At 60.0% G+C, this 22752-nt stretch carries 24 protein-coding genes; 20 read left to right on the plus strand and 4 right to left on the minus strand.

Annotated elements, in window-relative coordinates; translation table 11 throughout:
* Window positions 1–115: 115 nt before the first annotated feature.
* The 8 genes from B8783_RS02170 to B8783_RS02205 all read left to right on the plus strand — a co-directional run bounded on the left by B8783_RS02170 (window position 116) and on the right by B8783_RS02205 (window position 8111).
* Window positions 116–1570 (plus strand): TrkH family potassium uptake protein, encoded by a 1455-nt coding sequence (locus B8783_RS02170; protein WP_233355642.1) that lies wholly within the window; start codon window positions 116–118, stop codon window positions 1568–1570.
* 59 nt (window positions 1571–1629) lie between these two features.
* Window positions 1630–2916: a glutamate-5-semialdehyde dehydrogenase gene (locus tag B8783_RS02175; protein ID WP_084418129.1), complete on the plus strand. Its 1287-nt coding sequence runs from the start codon at window positions 1630–1632 to the stop codon at window positions 2914–2916.
* Between the two features lie 13 nt (window positions 2917–2929).
* A complete protein-coding gene (gene nadD / locus B8783_RS02180; protein ID WP_233355643.1) occupies window positions 2930–3550 on the plus strand; it encodes a nicotinate (nicotinamide) nucleotide adenylyltransferase in 621 nt (206 codons plus the stop codon).
* A gap of 111 nt (window positions 3551–3661) precedes the next feature.
* A complete protein-coding gene (gene rsfS, locus B8783_RS02185) occupies window positions 3662–3997 on the plus strand; it encodes a ribosome silencing factor (RefSeq protein ID WP_199288149.1) in 336 nt (111 codons plus the stop codon).
* Window positions 3998–4017: 20 nt separating this feature from the next.
* On the plus strand, window positions 4018–4482 hold the full coding sequence (gene rlmH, locus B8783_RS02190; protein ID WP_084418131.1) for a 23S rRNA (pseudouridine(1915)-N(3))-methyltransferase RlmH: 465 nt from the start codon (window positions 4018–4020) through the stop codon (window positions 4480–4482).
* Between the two features lie 101 nt (window positions 4483–4583).
* Window positions 4584–5396 (plus strand): SDR family NAD(P)-dependent oxidoreductase, encoded by an 813-nt coding sequence (locus B8783_RS02195; RefSeq protein ID WP_084418132.1) that lies wholly within the window; start codon window positions 4584–4586, stop codon window positions 5394–5396.
* Between the two features lie 156 nt (window positions 5397–5552).
* Complete coding sequence (locus B8783_RS02200) at window positions 5553–6230, plus strand: TorF family putative porin (RefSeq protein ID WP_084418133.1); 678 nt, start codon at window positions 5553–5555, stop codon at window positions 6228–6230.
* A gap of 132 nt (window positions 6231–6362) precedes the next feature.
* Window positions 6363–8111 (plus strand): cation:proton antiporter domain-containing protein, encoded by a 1749-nt coding sequence (locus tag B8783_RS02205; RefSeq protein ID WP_084418134.1) that lies wholly within the window; start codon window positions 6363–6365, stop codon window positions 8109–8111.
* Window positions 8112–8246: 135 nt separating this feature from the next.
* Here B8783_RS02205 and B8783_RS02210 read toward each other — a convergent pair whose 3' ends face one another.
* The gene (locus B8783_RS02210) at window positions 8247–8768 is read right to left on the minus strand and encodes a GcrA family cell cycle regulator (protein ID WP_084418135.1); all 522 of its coding nucleotides are present in this window, start codon (window positions 8766–8768) and stop codon (window positions 8247–8249) included.
* Between the two features lie 228 nt (window positions 8769–8996).
* Between B8783_RS02210 and B8783_RS02215 the strand changes: the two genes are divergently transcribed.
* From B8783_RS02215 to B8783_RS02255, 9 genes are all read left to right on the plus strand, one after another.
* Complete coding sequence (locus tag B8783_RS02215) at window positions 8997–9836, plus strand: ABC transporter permease (RefSeq protein ID WP_084418136.1); 840 nt, start codon at window positions 8997–8999, stop codon at window positions 9834–9836.
* A gap of 49 nt (window positions 9837–9885) precedes the next feature.
* Window positions 9886–11715 carry an ABC-F family ATP-binding cassette domain-containing protein gene (locus B8783_RS02220; RefSeq protein ID WP_084418137.1) on the plus strand — a complete coding sequence of 610 codons (1830 nt, stop codon included), beginning with the start codon at window positions 9886–9888 and terminating at the stop codon, window positions 11713–11715.
* A 66-nt stretch (window positions 11716–11781) separates the two neighbouring features.
* Complete coding sequence (locus B8783_RS02225) at window positions 11782–12957, plus strand: PAN domain-containing protein (RefSeq protein ID WP_084418138.1); 1176 nt, start codon at window positions 11782–11784, stop codon at window positions 12955–12957.
* A 222-nt stretch (window positions 12958–13179) separates the two neighbouring features.
* On the plus strand, window positions 13180–14550 hold the full coding sequence (rmuC, locus tag B8783_RS02230) for a DNA recombination protein RmuC (RefSeq protein ID WP_084418139.1): 1371 nt from the start codon (window positions 13180–13182) through the stop codon (window positions 14548–14550).
* Between the two features lie 49 nt (window positions 14551–14599).
* Window positions 14600–15139: a peptide deformylase gene (gene def / locus B8783_RS02235; protein WP_084418341.1), complete on the plus strand. Its 540-nt coding sequence runs from the start codon at window positions 14600–14602 to the stop codon at window positions 15137–15139.
* 135 nt (window positions 15140–15274) lie between these two features.
* Window positions 15275–16243: a methionyl-tRNA formyltransferase gene (gene fmt / locus B8783_RS02240; RefSeq protein ID WP_084418140.1), complete on the plus strand. Its 969-nt coding sequence runs from the start codon at window positions 15275–15277 to the stop codon at window positions 16241–16243.
* The gene (locus B8783_RS02245; RefSeq protein ID WP_084418141.1) at window positions 16240–16737 is read left to right on the plus strand and encodes a GNAT family N-acetyltransferase; all 498 of its coding nucleotides are present in this window, start codon (window positions 16240–16242) and stop codon (window positions 16735–16737) included. The genes fmt and B8783_RS02245 overlap by 4 nt, the downstream gene beginning before the upstream one ends.
* Window positions 16734–17495, plus strand: coding sequence for a tRNA pseudouridine(38-40) synthase TruA (gene truA, locus B8783_RS02250; RefSeq protein WP_084418142.1), 762 nt, complete (start codon window positions 16734–16736; stop codon window positions 17493–17495). The genes B8783_RS02245 and truA overlap by 4 nt, the downstream gene beginning before the upstream one ends.
* The gene (locus B8783_RS02255) at window positions 17492–18052 is read left to right on the plus strand and encodes an AAA family ATPase (protein ID WP_084418143.1); all 561 of its coding nucleotides are present in this window, start codon (window positions 17492–17494) and stop codon (window positions 18050–18052) included. Before truA ends, B8783_RS02255 begins: the two co-directional genes overlap by 4 nt.
* Here the strand turns inward: B8783_RS02255 and B8783_RS02260 are convergent.
* Window positions 18049–18978 (minus strand): NAD(P)-dependent oxidoreductase, encoded by a 930-nt coding sequence (locus B8783_RS02260; RefSeq protein WP_084418144.1) that lies wholly within the window; start codon window positions 18976–18978, stop codon window positions 18049–18051. The two genes, B8783_RS02255 and B8783_RS02260, sit on opposite strands and share 4 nt — an antisense overlap.
* A 154-nt stretch (window positions 18979–19132) precedes the next feature.
* Window positions 19133–19618 carry a CinA family protein gene (locus B8783_RS02265; RefSeq protein WP_084418145.1) on the minus strand — a complete coding sequence of 162 codons (486 nt, stop codon included), beginning with the start codon at window positions 19616–19618 and terminating at the stop codon, window positions 19133–19135.
* A gap of 177 nt (window positions 19619–19795) precedes the next feature.
* Here B8783_RS02265 and B8783_RS02270 point away from each other — a divergent pair, with 177 nt between their 5' ends.
* Window positions 19796–20266 carry a MaoC family dehydratase gene (locus B8783_RS02270; protein WP_084418146.1) on the plus strand — a complete coding sequence of 157 codons (471 nt, stop codon included), beginning with the start codon at window positions 19796–19798 and terminating at the stop codon, window positions 20264–20266.
* 151 nt (window positions 20267–20417) lie between these two features.
* On the opposite strand, the gene recA is transcribed toward B8783_RS02270, so the two are convergent.
* The gene (gene recA / locus B8783_RS02275) at window positions 20418–21506 is read right to left on the minus strand and encodes a recombinase RecA (RefSeq protein ID WP_084418147.1); all 1089 of its coding nucleotides are present in this window, start codon (window positions 21504–21506) and stop codon (window positions 20418–20420) included.
* A 188-nt stretch (window positions 21507–21694) separates the two neighbouring features.
* Here recA and B8783_RS02280 point away from each other — a divergent pair, with 188 nt between their 5' ends.
* Window positions 21695–22450 carry a hypothetical protein gene (locus B8783_RS02280; RefSeq protein ID WP_084418148.1) on the plus strand — a complete coding sequence of 252 codons (756 nt, stop codon included), beginning with the start codon at window positions 21695–21697 and terminating at the stop codon, window positions 22448–22450.
* A 71-nt stretch (window positions 22451–22521) separates the two neighbouring features.
* On the plus strand, window positions 22522–22743 hold the full coding sequence (locus B8783_RS02285) for a DUF2093 domain-containing protein (protein ID WP_084418149.1): 222 nt from the start codon (window positions 22522–22524) through the stop codon (window positions 22741–22743).
* Window positions 22744–22752 lie beyond the last annotated feature (9 nt).

The following is a 22752-nucleotide window of genomic DNA, read 5'->3' on the forward strand; positions in this document are numbered from 1 at the left end:
GTTTCAAAAATATTGCAGCTTCCCGCATGCTTGCGCGGCACGTTGCGTTAAGCCGTGCTGGTGCCTGAATTTTTTGACGGCACTCCACTCGTTTCGGTGTTAAGGGCTGACCTCCATGCAGTTGCGCGCCGTCATATTTGCCATTGGCCTCATGGTCGCCCTGTTGGGCGCGGCCATGATTCCGTCGGCCCTGCTGGACATTGCCGACAAGTCCGATCAGTGGCCGATCTTTCTGGTCTCTGCCGCCGTCAGCATCCTAATCGGCGCTGGTCTCGCCGTTCTGTCGGGCGGCGCTCCGCCCTCCACAGGCGCGCGGGAAGCCTTCCTGCTGACCGTTGTCATCTGGATCGTCCTACCCCTGATCGCGACCATCCCGTTCATCAGCTATGGCATGTCGTTCACCGACTCGATGTTCGAATCCATTTCAGGGCTGACCACCACCGGCGCGACATCGATGACCGGCCTCGACTCTACGCCGCGTGGCATTCTGCTGTGGCGGGCCATCCTGCAATGGATCGGCGGCATCGGCATCATTGTGACCGCGATCGCCATTCTGCCGATGCTGCGTGTTGGCGGTATGCAGCTGTTCCAGATCGAAAGCTCGGACATGTCCGGCAAGTTCCTGCCACGCATTACCGAGATCACAGCGCAAACCGGCATCGTCTATCTGATCATTTCTGCCGCTTGCGCGATCAGCTATGCCGCCTGCGGAATGACCGCGTTCGACGCCATCTCACATTCCATGACGACAGTGTCAGCGGGCGGCTACTCCACGCATGACGCGTCATTTGGTTATTTCAGCGACACTCCCGCCGCCTATGCGGCGACATTCTTCATGTTCGTCGCCGGCCTGCCCTTCAGCCTGCTGACCCTTCTGATCCTGCACGGGCGATGGCGTCCTATTCTGACAGACCCTCAACCGCGCCTCTATTTTTTCATCGCTGTGGCCTTTGCCGTCGTGATTGTCGGCTGGCACGAAGCTGTCGTCGATCCACCGATTTTTGACCATGTCTATCACGGCTTCCGGCAGGCCTTGTTCAACATCATCTCGATCATGACCGGCACAGGCTATGCCTCAGCCCCTTACGACACCTGGGGCGAGCCGGTCGTCGTCATCTTCCTGTTCGCGACATTCCTCGGCGGGTGCGCGGGCTCGGCGGCCTGCGGGATCAAGATGTTCAGGATCGAGATCAGCTTCAAAGCCGTTGTCGCCTACGCCGCGCAAATCGTCAGGCCCAACCGCGTGGTACGCGTGCGGTATGCTGGCCGCGTTGTTTCATCGGACACTCTGCAATCGGTCATGGTGTTTGTGTTTCTCTACCTGGCCACCTTCATTGTCGCGACCATCCTGTTGTCGATGACCGGGATGGACCTGCTGTCGGCGATTTCGGCATCGGCAACCAGCGTTTCGAATGTTGGCCCCGGTCTTGGCCCTGAAATTGGCCCGTCCGGCACGTTCCATGACGTCTCCGACATCGGCAAATGGATCTGCTTCACTGCCATGTTGCTCGGCCGGCTGGAATTTATCGCGGTCTTTACGTTGATGACAGCGCGGTTCTGGCGCGGCTGACGCGCGGTACACACCCTGTCGCAGTTGCAGGAAAACCTGCTTTGCGGCAGATAGGCCTGATGACCCGAATACTGAGCACAGGCGAAACATCGCTGGACGAAACAATGCGTGAAATGGGCAGGCGTGCGCGCTCTGCCTCCCAACGTCTGACGCAGCTGACGGCGGCCCAGCGCACCGAAGGCTTGTTGGCCATGGCCGACGCGCTTTCCAGCGCCGAACGCATCATCCTCGATGCCAATGCGCGCGATGTTAAAGCGGGCCGGGAAAAGGGCTTGAGCGATGCGATGCTGGACCGGCTGATGCTCAACGCCGATCGCATCCACGCGATTGCAAATGCGGTGCGCAAGATTGCCGCCCTGCCTGACCCTGTCGGCGACGAAATTGCCCGCTGGACCGTGCCGTCAGGCCTCGACATTGCCCGCATCCGTACCCCGCTTGGCGTGGTTGGCATCATCTACGAGTCCCGCCCGAACGTGACGGCAGACGCCGCGGCCCTTTGCCTGCGATCAGGCAATGCCTGCATCCTGCGCTGCGGCAGCGAAAGCCTTCAATCCTCGCTCGCCATAGCCATGGCCCTGCGGTCCGGATTGCAGAGCGTCGGCGTGGTCGCAGATGCGATCCAGCTTGTGGAGACAACAGACCGTGACGCCGTCGGCCATATGCTGGCCGGGCTTGATGGCAATCTCGATGTTCTCGTTCCGCGCGGCGGCAAGAACCTTGTCGCGCGTGTGCAGAAAGATGCGCGCGTGCCCGTGATCGGACATCTGGAAGGCCTGTGCCATGCCTATGTCGATGTCGACGCCGATCCGGAAAAGACGGTCAATATTGTCTTTAACGCCAAGATGCGCCGGACCGGCGTCTGCGGCGCACTTGAGACGCTGCTGATCAACAAGTCGGTCGCCCGCCAGCTTTTGCCCGCGATTGCCGCGACGCTGCGCGATGCGGGATGCGAACTGCGCGGCGATGAGGCGGCCCGCGAGATCCTGCCTGACATGACGCCCGCGCAGCCATCTGACTGGCAAACAGAATATCTGGCGCCCATCCTGGCCGTTCGCATCGTCGACGGTCTCGATGAAGCGATGGAGCACATCGCCCGATATGGCACGGGACACACCGAGCTGATCATCACCGAGAACAAGACATCGGCCGAACGGTTTCTGGCCGGGGTCGATGCGAGCATTGTGCTGCACAACGCCTCCACGCAATTTGCCGATGGAGGCGAGTTTGGCATGGGCGCGGAAATCGGGATCGCGACCGGACGTATCCACGCCCGCGGCCCGGTTGGCGCCGAACAGCTGACGATCTTCAAATACGTGGTGCGCGGCAACGGACAGATCCGTCCGTGAAGGACCGATCAAATTGACCTCTCCGCTGCTGCCGCCTGTGCGTACACTCCCACCTGCGAATACCACGCAGCGCATCGGCCTGTTTGGCGGCTCCTTCAATCCGCCCCATTCCGGCCACCTACACGTGGCGAAAACGGCCTTGAAACGGCTCGATCTCGACTGGATTTACTGGCTGCCCGCACGGGGCAATCCGCTGAAGGGAAAACCGGCTGACTTCTATGACCGGCTCCACGCCGTGCGGGAGCTGATCGGCCATGAACCGCGCATGTTTGTCAGCGATTTCGAACACTGGGCGGGCTTGCGGTACACGGTCGACGTTCTGGAGGGGTTCACCCGCCATGCTTCGAACGCGAAGTTTGTCTGGTTGATGGGCGCTGACAGCCTGCAGAATTTCCATGACTGGAAAAGCTGGCAGGCCATCGCTGAAACCCTGCCACTTTGTGTGGTTTCACGCCCGGATGCCGGGCCGCGCGCCCTGCGCTCACCCTTTGTCAGACGCTATGCGCAAATGAGGCTACCGGAGCGCGATGCAGCGCTATTGCCGTTCACGCCCGCCCCGGCCTGGGTCTACCTCAAGGCCCCCTTTAATCCGGCCTCATCGACCAAACTGCGAACAGGCGGCCAAAAAAGCTAGAGCGGGCTGGCGCGGCGTGTTATGGTGCCACCTGAATCGAACACAAGGAACTGAACCCTGCCTTCTCCCAGCCCGCAGCCTCTAAAGGCCGCCAAAGCCAGCGTTGATGACATTCGCGCCATCGCGGAAACCGTCATTAACAGTCTCGAAGACGACAAGGCCGAAGAGATCGTCAAGATTGATCTTCAGGGTAAGTCCTCACTCGCAGACGTCATGGTGATTGCTTCTGGCCGTTCAGCCCGCCACGTTGCCTCCATTGCTGACCACCTCGCCCAAACGCTGAAAGAAGCGACCGGCCGGCCCGTCAAGCTGGAAGGCATGCCAAATGCTGACTGGGTCTTGCTCGATATCGGTGACATCATTGTCCACCTCTTCCGCCCGGAAGTCCGCAGCTTCTACAATCTCGAGAAGATCTGGGCCGACGACAGCGCGCATGGCCACGCCTGAGCCGCTGATCGTTTCCTGAGATGCGCATCACCATTCTTGTTGTCGGCCGGATAAAGTCTGGGCCCGAACTGGAAATGTGTGACGACTATCTCGACCGCTTCCGAAAAGCAGGCCGCCAGCTCGGCTATCGCAGCGCCGACATTGTCGAAGTTGAGTCCGGCGGTGGCCTTGAAGCAGAAGCCGAACGCCTCATGGCCCGCATCCCTGCTGGCGCAAGCCTGATCCGGCTCGATGAGTTCGGGAAGGAGTATCGCTCAACGGATTTCTCCAGCATGCTCGCCAAGCTGCGCGACCAGGGCGTCAGCGATCTCTGCTTTCTGATCGGCGGGGCTGAAGGATATGGCGAGGCAATCCGGCAGGCCGCTCCCAAATGCATGGCGTTCGGCAAACAGACCTGGCCGCACCGGCTGGTCCGCGCGATGCTTGCTGAACAGCTTTACCGCGCCGCCAGCGTTGAGGCCGGCCTGCCCTATCATAAAGCCTGACGCCGTAGCGCCCGCCAGCTTACGGCGCGATAGGGTTTGACGCGCGACCGTCTGCCGGTCCATCAAATCACAAACAGAAAAACACAAGGGGAGCCTGACCGATGGCCGAAAAAGATCTCGCAGGACGCAAAGCAATTGTCACCGGCTCAGCGACGGGCCTTGGCCGCTCAATCGCGATCAAACTGGCTGAGCGCGGTGCCGATGTGATCATCAATTGCACGCGCAGCATCGAAGAAGGCGAAGCCACAGTCGCCGCCTGCAACAAGGCTGGCGCTCAGGCGCAGCTGGTTGCCGCCGATGTCTCGACAGACGAAGGCTGCGCAAAACTGGCCGATGCCGCGAGCAGCTGGGGACGGCTTGATATTCTGGTGAACAATGCCGGCATCACCCGCCATGCCCGCGATCACTCCGATCTCGACGCGCTTAGCCGGCAGGACTTTCTCGACACTTATGCAGTGAACGTCGCGGGCCCTTTTCTCATGATGCAGGCCTGCAAACCGCTTCTGGTCAAATCACATGAGCAAACCGGGCGGGCCGCGACCGTGCTGAACATCTCCTCGATCGCCGGCGTAACCGGCATCGGCTCATCGGTGGCCTATGCCGCGACCAAGGGCGCGCTCAACACGATGACCCTGTCGCTTGCACGGGCCTTGGCGCCTGCCATTCGCGTAAATGCCGTTTGCCCGGGCTTTATTGGGACGCGCTGGTTCAAGGACGAGATGGGCGCTGATCAATATGCCCGGCTTGAAGAGAATGTCGCCCGGTCGACGCCTCTCAATGCTGCGAGCGGCCCGGACGATATCGCTGATTCGGCGATGTTCTTCCTGACGGATGCTTCCCGTCACGTGACAGGCGAAACCCTGCTTGTGGATGCCGGGACGCACCTCGGATTCGCGACGCTGACTGCACGCTGACGTCATTTTAAGCACTTTTGACAGGCGGATTTTGCGCCCAATGCCCGAAATTCGTGCTGCGGCGCAAAAAAATCCGCATACGCCCCTAACATATTGGTCTTGAGGCGTGCTGCCCCTCCATTCTGTGTTCGTGATGAGGATGCAAAGGAGGTTCACATGAGCAAAACTTTCACACGTGGTGCAATTCTGGCGGCCGCGGCCTGTCTGATGGCCGCTCCGGCAATTGCAGAGGGCGAATTTAGCGGATCGGTCACCCTGACCAGCGACTATCTCTTCCGCGGTGTCACCCAGACGGACGGCGCGCCGATGATCCAGGGCAGCTTCGACTGGGCCAGCGACAGCTTCTATGTCGGCACCTGGGCTTCAGGCGTGGATTTTGGCGATGGGACATCGACTGAGATCGACCTTTATGCAGGCTGGACGCCAACCGTTGGCGTTTTCGACCTTGATATCGGTGCGATCTATTACTGGTATCCGGATGCCCCGGACAATCCTGAGCAGAACTTCATTGAGGTTTATGCAGGCGCCAGCACGACACTCGGCGACTTCGTCGATGTGGGCGCGTCGATCGCTTACTCACCTGACTTCTATCTCGAAGTGGGCGACGCCCTGTACTACTCCGGTAGCGTCGGCATCCCGCTCGGCGAATATTTCGGTCTGGACGCAACCGTCGGCTATTCCGACTTCCAGGACCTGAGCGGCTCAGACTATACCGACTATTCCGTCGGTCTGACGACCGCCTTCCAGGGCTTCGACTTTGACCTGCGCTATATCGGCACCGACATTAGCGGCAATGATGACACGGTTGTCATCTCCGTAAGCCGCGCACTCTAGTCTGATACTTCAAATCTGAAGGTCTGCGCTCTCCTGTAAGCAGACCTACAGAACAAGGCCGCCGCTCCAATCGAGTCGGCGGTCTTTCTTTTGGCGCAAAGCAGGCCAATATAGGCTGCAAGGAGGCTGGACATGGCGGACCCCGCAACAACACCTGTCGATGCGCTGATCCCAGCCATGACCCTGCTGGCGGCCGGCGGCGCATCCGCATTGGCTTCCAAAGCACTGAAACTCTCGCCGATTGTCGGCTACCTCGCTGTGGGTATTCTGATCGGTCCTCATGTGTTTGGACTGATCGACGAAAGCCCGACAACGCACTTGCTCGCTGAGCTTGGTGTGGTGTTCCTGCTGTTCGATATCGGCCTGCACGTCTCCCTTCGTGAGCTGCGCGAAAGCGGACGGGACCTTATGGGGCTGGCGCCGGCGCATCTTATACTCACCAGTTTTCCATTCACGCTCGCCTTGATGCTGTTCGGGCTGGACTGGCCTATCGCCCTGGCGCTCGGCATATCGTTCGGTCTGTCATCGACCGCCGTCGTTAGCCGGGTCATGGTTGAACGGGGCCTCGGCTCCTGCCCTCTGGGCCGTTCGACGACCCATGTGCTGATCTTCCAGGATATTGTCGCTATCTTCCTGCTGATCTTTGCCAACTCGCTTGGCGATGACATCAGCGGAATGGCGCTTGCGCTGAACCTCGCGCAGGCCGCAGGTGTCGCGATCCTTGCCTTCATTGTCGCCTTTGCTGCAGGTCATTTCCTGATGGGGCCGATCCTTAGAGGGCTCGCCCAGACAAGAAATCATGAAGCCTTCACCGCTGTCACATTGCTGCTCGTACTCGGCGCCGCGTCCGCCACTGCCTATCTCGGCCTGTCTCTGACGCTTGGCGCCTTTCTGGCGGGTCTCGCCGTTTCGGGTACGGCCTTCCGGCATCAGGTGCAGATGGAGACAGGACCATTTCGCGGGCTGCTTCTATCATTCTTCTTCATGTCGGTGGGGCTATCGGTCGATCTTGGCGTCCTGCTTGATCGCTGGCCCATCGTGCTCGCCGTCACGGCCGCCATACTTGGCGTGAAAACTTTGACCGGCTTTGCCGCGGCCCGCCTCAACAAGTGGAGCAATCCCGGCAGTATCCAGTTGTCATTCCTGCTGGCCCAAGGGTCTGAATTTACGCTGGTTGTGCTGTCGATCCTGGTGATGGCGACCGATGCCGTTCCGCCTGCTGTGGACACGATTGCGGTCGCGTCGATTGCCCTATCGCTCGCACTTGCGCCGTTCTGGGCGGCGGCCGGCATGCGGCTATCGCGCAAAGTGGCCAATATGTTCAAAGGCCAGACACGGCCCGTCAACGAGACGACGCCCATCGGCCCGAACCGTCCGGTTATCATCTTCGGCATGACCCCCGCCGGCCGGCTGGCGGCAGACGCGCTCGCCGACCACAGCATCCCGCATGTCTGCCTTGATGCAGAACCGGACCGCTTCGTCTCCGCCATTGCAGACGGATACAAGGTCTCGTTCGGCAATGCGGCCAATCTGCGCCTCGTCGAGGCCGTTGCGGGACGTAATCCGCGCGCCGTTGTCATCGGCGCACCGCGCTATGAAGTCTCGCGTGACCTGACGCCCGCTTCACAGGTTGAGTTTCCCAACACACCACGCTTTGTTTCTGTGGACAATGAAGCCGACCGCCAGCGCTTTTCCGGCCTTGGAATGCGCGCCTGGATCTCAATGGGTGAGCCGGTCGGTATCGAAATGGCTGCAGATATCTTGCGTCAGCTCGGTGTTGAAGAACAGAAGGTCGCTGACTGGATGTCACGCGAGGCAGACCGCTTCGATGTTAACGAGCCCGCTGACCTTTCTGAAAAAGCTGAGACAGAAGCGGCCTGACCCGGTTAGCCGGTCAGGTCGACGCGGGCAGCCCCGTATCCTCAACTGAATTTCCAGCTCCAAAGAAAATGGCCAGACCCTCATAAAGGGCCTGGCCATTCTTGCAGGTTTCACCAGACAGGAAGGTGGATTGTCTTATCCGGCAACCCTGCGAAGCTGAGGCTCTTCAGTGCGCTTACGCTCACGCTTGCGCTGCGGCTGGAACGCGACCTTGGCGTGCTCGGAGCAGTAAGGTCCGCAGTCGGACTTGCGACCGCAGAAAGCAAATTGCGGATCTGCCGGGTCACCGATTGGCCATTTGCACATGGAATCGCGCAGCGTCAGGATCGTCGCGGCTTCGCCATCGGCCACAGGCGCCGGCTGAAGCGCCGATGAAATTGCCTGCTGATCTGATTTGCGAATCCGTGTTTCGTCGACGGATGCAACTGGCTGCTGAACGACACCCTCTGTTCCGACCTTTGGCTTCGGACGTGCCAGACGTGGCGGACGTTTCACCGGACGGGACGGCGTGGCGCGGCCCGACAGGCCAAGCCTGTGGACTTTCCCGATCACAGCGTTGCGGGTCACCCCGCCGAGCTGCTTTGCTATCTGGCTCGCAGAATGTCCTTCTGCCCAGAGTTTCTTCAGAACCTCGACGCGATCTTCGGTCCAAGACATTGGATAGCCTCCTGGCGCTTAGCACCCTAGATGTTGTGGCAGCTGATATCAGCCGCCGCTGTTAACCTCTAGATATCGTATCCAAACCGAAACGAAACACAATATGCTGATATGGTTTCTCCACAGACTTTCTATATCTAGTGGTCACATTATGCAGTCAGCAAAAAAACCGAGCCGAAACACCAATTTGCGGTCGCAACAGACAGCAAGGCACCTTAAATAGCGCGAATGACAGACGAAGTTTCTACACAATCCCGCCCTCTTCCAGTCCCGCCGCGCAGCTATGGCGCCGTTAACTGGGTAGGCCTGTGGACACTCTACAAGCGGGAGGTTGGACGCTTTCTCAAAGTCTGGATGCAGACCCTGTTCGCGCCCGTCATCACCACTCTTTTGTTCATGACAGTGTTCAAACTGGCCTTCGGTAGCCGCGGTCAGCTGACGGGTGACTTTGAAGGCCTGGACTATAATTCCTTTCTCGCGCCCGGCCTCGTTGTGATGTCGATGCTGCAGAACGCGTTCCAGAACACCTCGTCGTCTCTCACAATTGCCAAGGTGCAGGGCAGCCAGGTCGACTTCCTGATGCCGCCTCTGTCTCCGCTTGAGCTTACCCTCGGCTTTATATTCGGCGCGGTCACGCGCGGTATCATGGTGGGCGTAATCGGCGGTCTTGCCATTCATCTGACCGGACTGGCCGACCTTAGCATCGTCAATATCGTGCCCGTCATCTGGTTCAGCCTGATGGCGACGATCTTCCTCGCCGCGCTCGGCGCCGTCGGCGGCATATGGGCCGAGAAGTTCGACCATCTGGCCGCGATCACCAATTTCGTCATTGTCCCGCTGACCTTCCTGTCGGGGACCTTCTACGACATCAAGGTGCTGGTCGAACCATTCCAGACGGCCGCGCATTTCGACCCGATTTTCTATCTGATCGACGGCTTCCGGGCGGGCTTTATAGGCGTCTCGAACTCTCACCTTGCGGTCGGTTATATCGCGTCGGGCATCTTCACCTTCCTCGCCTGTGTCTGGGTCTGGTGGCTGTTCCGCACCGGCTACAAGCTGAAGGCCTGATCAAGACGGCTTGACGCGAGGGCCCTCGCGCCCGCACCAACGCAAAATCATGGCAGAGCTACCAATCCTTCGCCTCTCCGAAGTCGAACTGACTTTTGGCGGCACACCGATTTTTACCGGCGTCACCTTCACCCTCGCAAAGGGTGAGCGCGCAGCCCTTGTCGGGCGCAATGGCGCCGGCAAGTCGACGCTGATGCGGCTCGTCACCGGGCGATTTGAGCCTGACGCTGGCGAATTGTGGCGCCAGCCCGGTGTCGATGTGGCCACCGTCGAGCAGGAGCCTGACCTTTCAGCCTTTGCAACCGTCCTCGACTATACAAGTGACGGACTTGCTGAGACCTGGATGGCTGAGGCAGAGCTTGGCCAGTTTGGCATTGATCCGACCGCCGATCCCGCCACGCTCTCAGGCGGGCAGATCCGCCGCGCCGCACTCGCCAAGGCCTTCGCGCAGGATCCGGATATCCTGCTGCTGGACGAGCCGACCAACCATCTCGACGTCCCGATGATTGAGACGCTGGAAGATCGACTAAAGTCATTTCCCGGCGCCGTCCTTCTCGTCAGCCACGACCGCCGCTTTCTTGAAAACGTCTCAACGACAACGCTCTGGCTGCGTCAGGGCAAGGTGTGGAAGTCGCCGCGCGGCTATGCCTTCTTCGATGACTGGGCTAGCGGCATCGAAGCCGAAGAAGAAAAGCAGCTTCAGAAGCTCAAGACGCATCTGAAAGAAGAGCAGCACTGGCTGGCGCGCGGCGTCACGGCGCGGCGCAAGCGCAATATGGGCCGTCTCTCACGCCTGCATGACCTTCGCGCTGAACATGCCCGCCAGCGCGCCGCGATCAATGACGCAAAATCGACAGCCGGTCTCTCGGCAGAGAGCGGCGACAGCCAGAGCCGCAAGGTGCTGGAAGCGTTCGGCGTCTCCAAACGGTTTGGCGACACGGTGATCGCGACCGATCTGTCTCTCAGAATTCTTCGCGGGGACCGGATCGGTATCGTTGGCCCCAACGGTGTCGGCAAGACGACGCTGCTGAAACTGTTGCTCGGTGAGCTTGAGCCGGATGCAGGCTCTGTGAAGCTGTCGCAGGCCTTAACGGTGACCTATCTCGACCAGACCCGCGAGACCCTGAACCCGCGCGATACGCTGTGGGAGGCCCTCACCCCATCTGGCGGCGACTCCATCATGGTGCAAGGGCATTCCAAACATGTCGCCGCCTATGCCAAGGACTTCCTCTTCTCCCCTGACCAGCTCCGCCAGCCCGTCTCAGCCCTCTCCGGCGGGGAGCGTAACCGGCTGACGCTCGCCATTGCGCTGGCAAAGCCAACCGACGTTCTGGTGCTGGACGAACCGACCAATGATCTCGACATGCAGACGCTCGACCTGCTGGAAGAGATGCTGAGCGAATATGATGGCACGCTCGTTCTGGTCAGCCATGACCGCGCATTTCTCGATGCCATCGTCACCAGCTGCCTCGTGCCGGTTGGCGGCGGCAAATGGCTGGAAACGCCCGGCGGATGGACCGATGCAGCCCGGCAGGTCCCGTCGCTCACCTCGCAGCGCGCGGCTAAAGCCCCCGACAAAGCCAAGTCGAAATCCCGCACGCCTGAAAGTTCAAGCGCGTCCCGGCGCGAGGCGAAACTGTCCTTCAAGGATCAGCACCGCCTGAAGGAAGTTGAGGCTGCGATGCCGCGCCTCTCAAAGGAAATCGAGAAACTGGAAGCTGAGCTGGCTGACCCAACGCTGTTTTCGGCCAAGCCGGACCGGTTCGCCGCGGCCAGCAAAAGGCTTGAAGCGGCGCGCGTCGAACTCGAACAGGCCGAAGAGGACTGGCTCGAGATCGAGGCCATGAAGGAAGACCTCGCCAGCGGCAATCAGGCCTAACGCTGTCTTAACGCCTGAGACTTAATCTGCCGTCTTGTAACTGATTGAAGACCAAGGATTGAGACCATGCAGCGTTTGATTGCAGCCTTTGCCAGCGCGATGCTTTTTGCGCCTGCCGCCCTTGGCGATGCCGGCCTCGCCTCGATTGAGCGTGACACCTACCGTTCAGCGGAAACCTACCAATCCTTGCGTGCGACCTCCGCTGAAAGCTGCGCGGCCAGCTGCGCCGCAGATGGACGGTGCATGTCCTGGTCGATGACGCCGCCGACCTTCCGGGTTGGCCCGCGCTGCGAAATGAAAAGCTCGGTCGGGCAGTCTTACCCGCGACCCGGCCACGTCTCCGGGCTGAGCCCGCGCGCGATGAATGGCGAACGGCCGGTTGCCTCCGTCGCCATCCCGACACAGCCGCCTGCAGCGCGCGCCACTGCCAGCTATCAGGTTCAGCGACCTGCCTCCGTGCAATCTGCGCCTGTCCGCACGGTTGGGTCCACGACACCTAATCAACCTCAGACGTTCGCCGCACCTGCACCGCGTACGCCGTTGGCGCCGACAACAGACCCAACAACAGCCGCCCTCAATAAGGCGAGCCTGTCGGTTATGGAATCCCGGTACCCGGTCGGACGCCAAGCGCCCCCGCCGGCGACTGCTCAGCGGACCGTGACCTATAATCAGCCTTCGCCGCAGCCTGCCCAAACGCAAACAGTTCGCACCGTTTCGTCGTCACCGGCGCGGCTCACGCCTCAACAAGGCTCTTCGTCGCAACAAACCGTAAGCGCTGCCCCGGTCGCAGAAGCCCCGCCGCCACTGATCGCGCGGCCAGCCTCAGAGCCAACGGGAAGCTATGTCACCAAGCGCACCGTGACGCCGGCATCTGCAACACCGAGCCAGCGGCCGACGCCGCGTCCGCAACCCACGCCAACACCGGCTGTTACCGCGCCTACCCCCGGCACACGCCCGCTTCCGACCCGGGCGACCCGCCCACAACTGCCAAAACGGCCTGATCGCCCCGTATCGAACTATTCGGTCCAGAACATGGGCGAATTTCCCGGCGACTACGACGCCATGTCCGGCTTCGTCGATGGCCTTCCCGAGAACGCCGAAGTCATTCCGATTGAACGCGATGAGACCGATAAAGAGGACGACAAGAAACGGTCTTCCTCAGGCAAGAACAAAGGTAGCGACAGCGACGACTGGCCAGACGAATACCCAGATCCGCTTGGCGCATATCTGGGCGACGACTAGGCGGCATACCCTGCCGGTTCAGTCATCGGCACGTCAGACCCCCAACACATTTTGAAATCCCGGTTTGAGGGCGCACGGCTCTCAACCACGTCCGACGACTTTGCAATCGACCGGCGTCGGCCTCGTGCCGTCCAGCTGCGGTGATTGCGCAAGCTGTCCGTTCAGCTTATGTTCCAGCCTCAGTCAGCAGGCCAAGCCTCGAATCGGCTTACGGAGACAGGTATGGACCCCCTCATCATGATCGGCCAGACCGGCCTCGACCTCATACATATCCTTCTTCTCGTTACGACGATTGGATTTGCGGGTGCATTCATCTGGATGCGCGGCAAATCTGAGAGCCGTTCAAATGAGCTGGAGCGGGACCTCACTTACACGCAGGATTTGCTTGAAGCAGCCGACGCCGACAAAGCGCGCCTGACCCAGGAGCTGAAGACGCAGACGGCGGTTGCCGAACAGGCCCGCATTGATCTTGCCCGCCGCGAAGCACGCAGCGAAGAAGATGAGAAAAAGTTCGCAGATCTCGCTCAGGGCGTTCTGCGTCAGGCCAATTCTCAGTTCCTTCAGCTCGCGGACGAGACCTTCAAGAAACACAAGGAAGGCGCGCAAGCCAATCTCAAAGAGCTGGTCACCCCGATCAACAAGAACCTCGACGAGTTCGCCAAGCGCGTCTCCGAGATCGAAAAGGTGCGCGGCGAAGATAAATCCTCGCTTCAGCAACAGATCCGACTGATCGGCGAAAGCCTGCAGCGCCATACAAGCGAGACCAACAAGCTGGTCACAGCCCTGTCAGCCCCGCGCGGCGGCGGGCGTTGGGGCGAGACGACCCTGCGGAATGTCATGGAGCATGCCGGCCTCTCCTCCTTCTGCGACTTCAGTGAGCAGGTCCATGACCGCGTCGATGAGAAGACCCTACGCCCCGATGTCATCATCAAGCTGCCGGGCGGACGTGAGATCGTGGTCGATTCCAAAGTGTCGATCGAGGACTATCTGAAAGCGCTGGATGAGACCGATGCAGCCCGCCGCGCGGCCCTGCTGCGCGCCCACGGCTCCAAGGTGAAGGAGCACATCCGCAGGCTCGGCTCAAAGGACTATCAGAGCGCCTTTTCCGCCCGCGTGGATTTCGTCGCGCTCTTCATCCCGGGTGAAAGTTTCTACGTCGCCGCGCTGGAAGCAGAGCCTGACCTCTTTGACTTCGCCGCCTCACGGCAAGTGATCGTGGTCACGCCGTCCACCCTGCTCGCTCTCGCCAAGGCTGTGGCCTATGGCTGGCGCCAGGAGCAGGCGACCGAGAACGCCCGTCAGGCTGCAGAACTTGGCCGTGAACTTTACGGCCGTCTGGTCACGCTGGGCGGTCATGTTGAAAGCGTCGGCAAGTCACTGAATTCCGCCGTCGGCCATTACAACAAGATGAGCTCTAGCCTCACATCCCGCGTCCTGCCATCGGCCCGGAAGTTCGAGGACCTTCAAATCGCGCCGCCTGACAAGCAGATCACCGAGCTTGAGCAGATCGAAGCCCGCGCCAGTCTGCCCGACCGCACAGGCGAGCTGGAATTTGATGATGGCCCCACCGGCGACGAAGAGGATGCAGCCTGAACAGGCCGCCAGCGTTGATTTCGCCACCCCTGTCCCTTATTTAAGCGGCATGGCTATTCGCGAAATTCTCACCGTCCCGGACCCGCGTCTGAAGGAAGTCTCAAAGCCCGTTGAGGGCGGCGTTACGGATGAAATCCGTGCGCTCATGGATGACATGCTTGAGACCATGTATGACGCCCCCGGCATCGGCCTTGCGGCCATCCAGATCGGCGAGCCGCTGCGCGTGATCGTCATGGACCTTGCAGGCCCGGAAGAAGAGCCGCAGCCGCGCTATTTCGTGAACCCTGAAATCCTGCCGCTGACCGAAGACCTGGCGCCTTATGAAGAAGGCTGCCTGTCTGTCCCGGACGTCTTCGACGAAGTCGAGCGACCGACCCAGTGCCGCGTGCGCTATCTCGATTATAACGGCAAGCAAGTCGAAGAGATCGCCGAGGGCATGTATGCGGTCTGCATCCAGCATGAGATGGATCACCTGGAAGGCACGCTGTTCATCGATCACCTGTCACGCCTCAAGCGTCAGCGCGCCGTCGATAAGGTGAAAAAGGCCAAGCGGCTCGCGCAAAAACTGCGTCCTGAGACGGTTGCCTAGTCCAGCTCGACTGTAGCTTGATCTTTTGTCATTTGAACGGCTGCGCCGGGCGTGGTCTTGATTGATTTGAATAAATCCCGATCCTTTTTGAAAACACCGTCCGCCTGAGACGGGTCAGCCTTATGAGCGTCGCACATGCCTGAACAGACACCGACGTCCACGCTTCGGATTGCCTTTATGGGCAGCCCCGACTTTTCCGTGCCTGTCCTGCAAGCGCTTCTGGAGGCCGGACATGACGTGGCATGTGTCTACTCCCAACCGCCCCGCCCGGCCGGGCGCGGCAAGAAGCTGACGCCAACGCCGGTGCATAAATTCGCCGAAGAGAACGGCCTTGATGTTCGCACGCCGAAATCGCTGAAACCCGCAGAGGAGAAAGCCCGCTTTGCGGCGCTTGATCTCGATGCGGCGGTGGTCGTCGCCTATGGCCTGATCCTGCCACAAGAGGTCCTCGATGCGCCGCGGCTTGGCTGTATGAATCTACACGCCTCCCTGCTGCCACGCTGGCGCGGCGCCGCGCCGATCCAGCGCGCGATTATGGCTGGCGACGAGATGACGGGCGTTCAGGCCATGATGATGGAGGCTGGCCTTGATACAGGGCCTGTCCTCGCGACCGAAAAGGCGCGCATCTTTCCGTTCGAGACCGCTGAAAGCCTGCATGACCGCCTTGCTGAACTTGGCGCAAGCCTCGCGCCGCGCGCGCTTGAAGGCCTCGCCGATGGCAGCTTGAAACCCGTCCCGCAAGATAGCGAAGGCGCCACCTATGCGTCGAAGCTGACGGCGGAGGACCAGAAGATTGACTGGGCACGACCGGCTGATGAGGTCGATTGCCAGATCCGGGGCCTCTCCCCCTTTCCGGGGGCGTGGTTTCACTGGCGACCAGACAAGACCGCCGAGCCTGTCCGCGTGAAAGCTCTGATGAGTGAGCGGGCAGACGGCACATATGAGGGTGAACCGGGGACCCTGCTGGATGACGAACTGCTCGTTCTCTGCGGCGATTCCAGGGCTGTGCGGCTGACCAAGCTGCAAAAGCCGGGTTCGAGGGCAATGGAGGCTGACGTTTTTCTACGCGGAAACGCAATAATAAGAGGAAACAAGTTCGAATGAAAAACGCGACAATCCGCCAGGCACAATTAGAGGACGTCAAAGCCGTCTCTGCACTGAATGATCTGGCTTTCGGCTCACAGGACGAAGCCCAGATTGTCCGGCAGCTGAACCGAAATGGCGACAGCCTCGCCTCACTCGTGGCCGAGAAAGACCTCAAGATCATCGGCCACATTCAGTTCTTTCGGGTCCGTGTCGACGGGCGCGATATCGGCGCTGGCCTCGGCCCTATGAGCGTGCACCCTGATTTTCAGGGCCTTGGCATTGGCAAGAAGCTGATCAAATACGGCATGACCTATATCGAAGGGCGAAATCTCGCGCTCTGCTTTGTGCTTGGTCATGCTGATTATTATAAGAAATTCGGGTTTTCACCTGAGGTCGCCGCACGTTATAAGGCGCCGTGGTCGGGGCCTGAATATATGGGCATCGAGCTTCGTGAAGATGCGCCCCGCTACGGTACTTTGATCTATCCGAGAGCCTTTACTGCCATTGCATGACCCAGCGCCTGCGCCTTCTTGTCGAATATGATGGCCGGCCCTTTTCTGGCTGGCAACGCCAGGAGGGCCAGCCAACGGTCCAGGCCTCGCTTGAACGTGCAGCCGAAGCGCTTGATGGGCAGCCCGTAACCGTGCATGGCGCAGGCCGCACAGATGCCGGTGTGCATGCCACAGGGCAGGTTGCCCATCTCATCTTGCAAAAGCCTCGTCCGATACGAAAGATTGCCGACGCGCTGAACCATCATCTTCGTCCGGACCCTGTCTGCGTACTTGAAGCCGAAGAGGTCGATGAAGACTTTCATGCCCGCTTCAGCGCCACCGGGCGCGCCTACCGCTACATCATCATGAGCCGCCGGGCGCACCTGACATTTGAACGCGGACTGCTCTGGCGGGTGCCTGTCCCGCTTGATGTCCACGCGATGCAAGCCGCTGCCGATCATCTCATCGGCGAGCATGATTTTTCCACCTTCCGCGATGCCGCCTGTCAGGCAAAGTCGCCCGTCAAGACGCTCGACACTCTCAACGTCACAGGCTTTGGCAATCGTATCGAAGTGACGGCAACCGCCCGCAGCTTCCTGCATCGCCAGGTTCGCTCATTCGTTGGAAGTCTTGTCGAGGTCGGGCGCGGGATGCAGGAGCCCGGCTGGATGAAGGACATCCTGGATGCGCGGGATCGGACCGTCTGCGGCCCCGTTGCCCCCGCCGATGGGCTTTACCTGGAAAAGGTGGAATATGCGGGCGGCGCGGCCCAAGCATGATAGATCGGCGCCGGATCGTCATTTCTGGCTGCTCGTCGGGCGGCAAGTCCACACTGCTCGCGGCGCTTTCCGATCGCGGCTATGCCACAATAGAAGAGCCTGGTCGCAACATCGTCCGCGAGGCACTGGCGTCCGGCAGTGACGCCTTGCCGTGGATCGATCCTGTCGCCTTCGTCCGCAAAGCCGTTGACCAGGCCCGCAACAGCCTGCGCGAAATGGCCCCGTTTGACGGCCCCGTTTTTCTTGACCGCTCAGCTATCGATGCAATTGCCCATCTCGAACGCCTGTCCCTGCCGATGCCCGTCGATATTACAGATCAGGCGAAGCACTGCATCTATTCGGCGCCGGTTTTCATGGCCCCGCCCTGGCGCGAACTCTATGTTCAGGATGATGAACGTCCACTGCCTTTTGAAGAGGCCACCAAAGAATATAACTGGCTTCGTCTTGCCTATCCGCGTCGCGGATATGTTCTGATCGACCTGCCAAGAATTTCGGTGGAAGCCCGCGCCGACTTCATGCTTCGCACTCTCGGCCTGCCCTTGGATCGACGCGCCTAGTAGCCGCGCGACATATCCGCGTCTGGCTTGGGCCGTTTGCCCGAAAGCGCCTGCTCCAGCAATTCGACCAGACGATCTGCCGAATCCTCCGGCAGCGTCAGACCAGAAACGTGCGGCGTAACCATCACTCTTGGATGCTCCCAGAGCCAACTCGTTGGTGGCAAAGGCTCTGTTTCGAAGACATCCAGAATGGCCTGCGCGACCTGTCGGCCAGACAGCGCCGTTCGAAGTGCGCCCTCATCAATCGTGGAGCCGCGGCCAACATTGATGAAGATAGCGCCTTCCAGCGTTTCAAAGACATTGGTGCTGACGATCCCGGCTGTATCCGGCGTGCTCGGCAGGGCAGACACAACGATCTGGTGATGCCGGTCCTTGCCGAAGCCTGTCAGCTTGCTCACTTTGGAAAAGCCATCGGTCGCGCGCCCGGACCGGGAATAGCCCGTCACCTGCGCGCCAAACCCTGCAAACGCGGTCGCGATGCCCTGCCCGATTGAACCCGTGCCAAGGATCGCAACGTCACAATTAAACAGATGTGTCGGCGCAAGGCGCGCTCTGTCCCAGCGCTTGCGTGATTGGGCCTCTCGTCGCTCGCTCATTTTTTGCAGGTAAGCGAGCGAATAGCCGACGCAGTATTCGCCGATCTGCTGGCCCATCTTACCAATGGTGCGCGTGACCAGCGGTCGTTTTGGTTGGTCTGAGATAGCCTCAAAAATGGCGTCGACACCCGCGGCGGGGGCGTGGATCCATGTGTAGATCGACAGGTCTTCATCGCTTGGGGGCCGGAACGTCACAAGGATGCGCTCGCGCCGTTCTGTGTTCAGTGGCTCCTGCGTGACTTCAATCTCGGGAAAATGCGTCTTGATTGCCGAAACGATGGCCTCGTCATTGCCATCATAGACTCGAATTGAGATGTCTGACTGCTTCATCAACTGCCTCGTTATCCTCCAGGAGCCAGAGGTGCTTTTCCGAGGCGCAGTTGTGGATCAGCGCGCCATTCGCGTCTAGTTCACGTCGGCAGATTGCGCCGAGTTTTACACGGGTTAAGGCAGGCAAGTCAGGCGTTTGAAAAGGAGACGTCGATCAGCCTGTCAGCTGCTCTTTCAGCAGGCTGAGCGCTTCATAAGCGAAGAGCTCCATATTGTGTGCGCGGTCCGATAGGCCGGTTTCGAGCGTGCGCGACACGTCGATGCCATCGCCGTTCAGAGCGACGCAGGTATGGCCGGCCGCATCGCCATAGCCGTTCCCGCTCGGCCCCGCCGCGCCTGTCTCGCAAAGCCCGAGATCGGCCCGCAGCTTTTCGCGGATCGTGCGGGCCAGAAACCGTGCATAGGGCTCACTGGATGAGCGCATGTCGCCCAGATCATCCTTCGAAAGCCCCAGCAGCCCCCGGAACGCAGCTGGTGCATAGATCACCCCACCGCCGCGATAATATGAAGAGGCCCCCGGCACAGCAAGGAGCGCGGCCGAGACCAGTCCACCAGATGATGATTCCGAAACGCCAATTGTCAGGCGTTTGGCTTTCAGAATGGCGCCGATCTCTTCGGCAATAGGAAGTAAGGTCTGCATGTTTCCACAAAGCCGTACACCTTACCGTCTGGCAAGGCATTGCTTATCTTTTTTGACCGCCCCCTTAGTAGAGTGTGTCATATGGTGCCGCGTCGTGACGCTGGGTCAGGGTTTACAATTGGGCTTGCGGTACCCGATTTCAGGCCAACAAATGGATACCAATATTAGGGGCGCCTCATGAGATATTACGAAGACCTTGTCGTCGGCACCGTCAGCCACTCGCCCCGAAGCTATCAGGTCACGCGTGAGGAAGTGATAGAGTTCGCCGGGAAGTATGACCCCCAGCCCTTTCATCTCGATGATGAGGCGGCAAAGAACACTTTCTTTGGTCGCCTCTCTGCCTCTGGCTGGCACACCGCTGCCATGACAATGCGCATGATGGTTGAGACAATGCAGGCTGGCGAACCACAGGCGGGCCTTGGCTCACCGGGCGTCGATGAACTCAAATGGCATAAGCCTGTTTATCCGGGAGATGAGTTGCGCGTTGAAACGACGCTTCTGTCAAAGCGGCGCATGAAAAGCCGGAATGATATGGGCCTGACCCGCTCACAGCAGAAAGTCTTCAATCAGCACGATGAACTCGTCATGAGCATGACGGGAAATGGCCTGATCAGACTGCGCGACCCGAATGGCACAGACGACGAGTAGATTGCTCCAGACCAGGCTCAACTTTTCCCTCTGCAACACAAAAAAATACGCCGGGAGACCAACTGAGGCCATCCCGGCGTAATATCTGTCGGTGAGGGTGGTCTCGGCCGTCGCAGTGAGCCAAGCTCACCGATTGGCCGATACGGCCACCCTAGCCGAGCTCGGCCTTATCGTCGCTTTCATCGCTGTCGTCTTCAGACAGCATGACGTCTGACAGGAGGCCTGAACGGGTCCGGATTTCCATTTCGATCTCATCGGCAATCGCTGGATTGTCCTTGAGGAACTGGCGGGTCTTTTCGCGGCCCTGACCGATGCGTTCTTCCTTATAGGAGTACCAGGAGCCGGCTTTCTCAACGACTTCGCACTTCACGCCAAGATCGATCAGTTCACCGGTCTTGGAAATGCCTTCGCCATACATGATGTCAAACTCGACCTGCCGGAATGGCGGGGCCACCTTGTTTTTCACCACTTTCACGCGGGTCTGGTTACCCACGTTCTCGTCACGATCCTTGATCGCACCGATGCGGCGAATGTCGAGACGCACGGAGGCGTAGAATTTCAGCGCATTGCCGCCGCTTGTTGTTTCAGGGCTGCCAAACATCACACCGATCTTCATACGGATCTGGTTGATGAAGATGACCATACATTTGGATTTGGAGATCGAGCCGGTCAGCTTGCGCAGGGCCTGGCTCATCAGGCGGGCCTGAAGGCCCGGCAGCGAATCGCCCATCTCGCCTTCAATTTCCGCGCGCGGCGTCAGAGCCGCGACCGAATCGACCACGACGAGATCAACAGCGCCGGACCGCACCAGCGTATCGGCAATTTCCAGGGCCTGCTCACCCGTATCAGGCTGGGAGACCAAGAGGTCATCAAGATCAACGCCGAGCTTGGCTGCATAGGCCGGATCAAGCGCGTGCTCTGCGTCGATAAAGGCACAGACGCCGCCATTCTTCTGGGCTTCAGCCACCGAATGCAGCGACAGCGTTGTTTTACCGGAGCTTTCAGGCCCGTAAATCTCAATGATCCGGCCCTTCGGGAGGCCGCCAATGCCAAGCGCGATATCAAGGCCGAGCGAACCGGTCGAAACCGCTTCGACGTCCAGCGTCTTCTTGTCGCCCAGCCGCATGACCGAGCCTTTGCCAAAGGAGCGCTCAATATTCGATAGCGCTGTTTCGAGTGCTTTTTGCTTATCCACGCCGGAATCCGTGTCTACGAGTTGCAGGTTGCCGCGTTTGGCCATGATGTGTCTCCTTAGGTCCATATTTGGCCCTGCAATGCAAGACCGGCGTCTGTGTCCAAGACCGTTCTGTACCACAAACGTTCACGAGAACAAAACAAAAACTTTCGCAATGATTGCGGTGCTTGCGAAGCAGGCGGCAACACGCCTAAAGTCGCTTTCTTCACAGAACGGATTTAGCCAGAGAACAAATGACAGCGATTCGCAGCCTTCGTCCCGCTTTGCATGTGGCATGCATCGGTCTTGCCCTGGCGTGCGGCTCGCTCGCGTCTGCGCAGTCCAATAATGGCCAGAACCGTGACGCGCCGCCGACCACCAATCTGCCATTCGCTCCAACCGTTCAGTCCGCGCCGCCTGAACGGTCCACCTACCCAACGAGAACCGCGACAGTCGCTGAAGCGCCTCCCCCTGCCGACACGCTCTGCGACGAGATAGGCCCCTATATTCGGGCGGGCGTTGTTTCCAGCCGCTTTGCAACATTGAGCGCGTCGACCTCATTAGGGGAACCGATTGGAAGCTTTGAGGCAGGCGCGCCGCTTAAAGAGCTTGGCGCGATGATTTGTACTGTCGTCATTCCCGCCGCAGACGAAGCGACCGCCGCTAGCATGTACAATCAGGTCACCTGCCCGCTCGCCATGAGCCAGTCTGACACCCCCACGCTCGATGAGATGCGGGCCCGCCAGACAGATCTCGCCACACGGATCAGCGAGTGTCCGGCCGTCGACCGCTGGATCGGTACGGCCCCAGCGGCCCAACCGATGACGGGCGGCGATGCTATTGAGGACTATCTCTTCTCTCACCCCGATGTTGATGTCGAAATGATCGTGCGCGCCCAGAGCCACCAGAAGGCAGGGCGCTGGCCTGACGATTACGTCAAAACCCTGTCGCTCGTCTTCCGGGCGCCGAACCCCAACCGTCCGCCGCCGCCCGAAACGGCGAGAGACTAGCGGCACGCCGTCCTGGTTTCTGCCGGCAACATGAAGCTCGCCTCTTTAAAATTACGCCGGACAGGCGCAATATGAGCCTCATGTTGACACGTACCGGAAAACCCGCCGGCGAAGCCAAGCTTCGCTATCTCGACGCTGATCTCGATGTGATCGAGCCTGGCGACTACGTAACTTGCGCCGTGACGGGCCAGAAGATTCCGATCGCTGCCCTTCGCTATTGGAGCGTTGACCTGCAGGAACCCTATGTCGACGCGGCCGCTGCGGCCTCGCGCATGGTTGAAGGCCGCGGCTAACGGCCAGAA

This window comes from Henriciella litoralis (genome assembly GCF_002088935.1).
GTDB classification, from domain to species: Bacteria; Pseudomonadota; Alphaproteobacteria; order Caulobacterales; family Hyphomonadaceae; genus Henriciella; species Henriciella litoralis.

Bases quoted from the DNA above. Each gene is read 5' to 3' on its own strand.
- B8783_RS02175 (WP_084418129.1), top strand. From the start codon at position 1,630: ATGACCCGAATACTGAGCACAGGCGAAACATCGCTGGACGAAACAATG.
- B8783_RS02280 (WP_084418148.1), top strand. From the start codon at position 21,695: ATGACAGCGATTCGCAGCCTTCGTCCCGCTTTGCATGTGGCATGCATC.
- B8783_RS02205 (WP_084418134.1), top strand. From the start codon at position 6,363: ATGGCGGACCCCGCAACAACACCTGTCGATGCGCTGATCCCAGCCATG.
- B8783_RS02270 (WP_084418146.1), top strand. From the start codon at position 19,796: ATGAGATATTACGAAGACCTTGTCGTCGGCACCGTCAGCCACTCGCCC.
- recA (WP_084418147.1), bottom strand. From the start codon at position 21,506: ATGGCCAAACGCGGCAACCTGCAACTCGTAGACACGGATTCCGGCGTG.
- rlmH (WP_084418131.1), top strand. From the start codon at position 4,018: ATGCGCATCACCATTCTTGTTGTCGGCCGGATAAAGTCTGGGCCCGAA.
- truA (WP_084418142.1), top strand. From the start codon at position 16,734: ATGACCCAGCGCCTGCGCCTTCTTGTCGAATATGATGGCCGGCCCTTT.
- B8783_RS02285 (WP_084418149.1), top strand. From the start codon at position 22,522: ATGAGCCTCATGTTGACACGTACCGGAAAACCCGCCGGCGAAGCCAAG.
- B8783_RS02215 (WP_084418136.1), top strand. From the start codon at position 8,997: ATGACAGACGAAGTTTCTACACAATCCCGCCCTCTTCCAGTCCCGCCG.
- B8783_RS02245 (WP_084418141.1), top strand. From the start codon at position 16,240: ATGAAAAACGCGACAATCCGCCAGGCACAATTAGAGGACGTCAAAGCC.
- fmt (WP_084418140.1), top strand. From the start codon at position 15,275: ATGCCTGAACAGACACCGACGTCCACGCTTCGGATTGCCTTTATGGGC.
- rmuC (WP_084418139.1), top strand. From the start codon at position 13,180: ATGGACCCCCTCATCATGATCGGCCAGACCGGCCTCGACCTCATACAT.
- B8783_RS02170 (WP_233355642.1), top strand. From the start codon at position 116: ATGCAGTTGCGCGCCGTCATATTTGCCATTGGCCTCATGGTCGCCCTG.
- B8783_RS02220 (WP_084418137.1), top strand. From the start codon at position 9,886: ATGGCAGAGCTACCAATCCTTCGCCTCTCCGAAGTCGAACTGACTTTT.
- B8783_RS02265 (WP_084418145.1), bottom strand. From the start codon at position 19,618: ATGCAGACCTTACTTCCTATTGCCGAAGAGATCGGCGCCATTCTGAAA.
- B8783_RS02255 (WP_084418143.1), top strand. From the start codon at position 17,492: ATGATAGATCGGCGCCGGATCGTCATTTCTGGCTGCTCGTCGGGCGGC.
- def (WP_084418341.1), top strand. From the start codon at position 14,600: ATGGCTATTCGCGAAATTCTCACCGTCCCGGACCCGCGTCTGAAGGAA.
- B8783_RS02195 (WP_084418132.1), top strand. From the start codon at position 4,584: ATGGCCGAAAAAGATCTCGCAGGACGCAAAGCAATTGTCACCGGCTCA.
- B8783_RS02210 (WP_084418135.1), bottom strand. From the start codon at position 8,768: ATGTCTTGGACCGAAGATCGCGTCGAGGTTCTGAAGAAACTCTGGGCA.
- B8783_RS02260 (WP_084418144.1), bottom strand. From the start codon at position 18,978: ATGAAGCAGTCAGACATCTCAATTCGAGTCTATGATGGCAATGACGAG.
- B8783_RS02200 (WP_084418133.1), top strand. From the start codon at position 5,553: ATGAGCAAAACTTTCACACGTGGTGCAATTCTGGCGGCCGCGGCCTGT.
- B8783_RS02225 (WP_084418138.1), top strand. From the start codon at position 11,782: ATGCAGCGTTTGATTGCAGCCTTTGCCAGCGCGATGCTTTTTGCGCCT.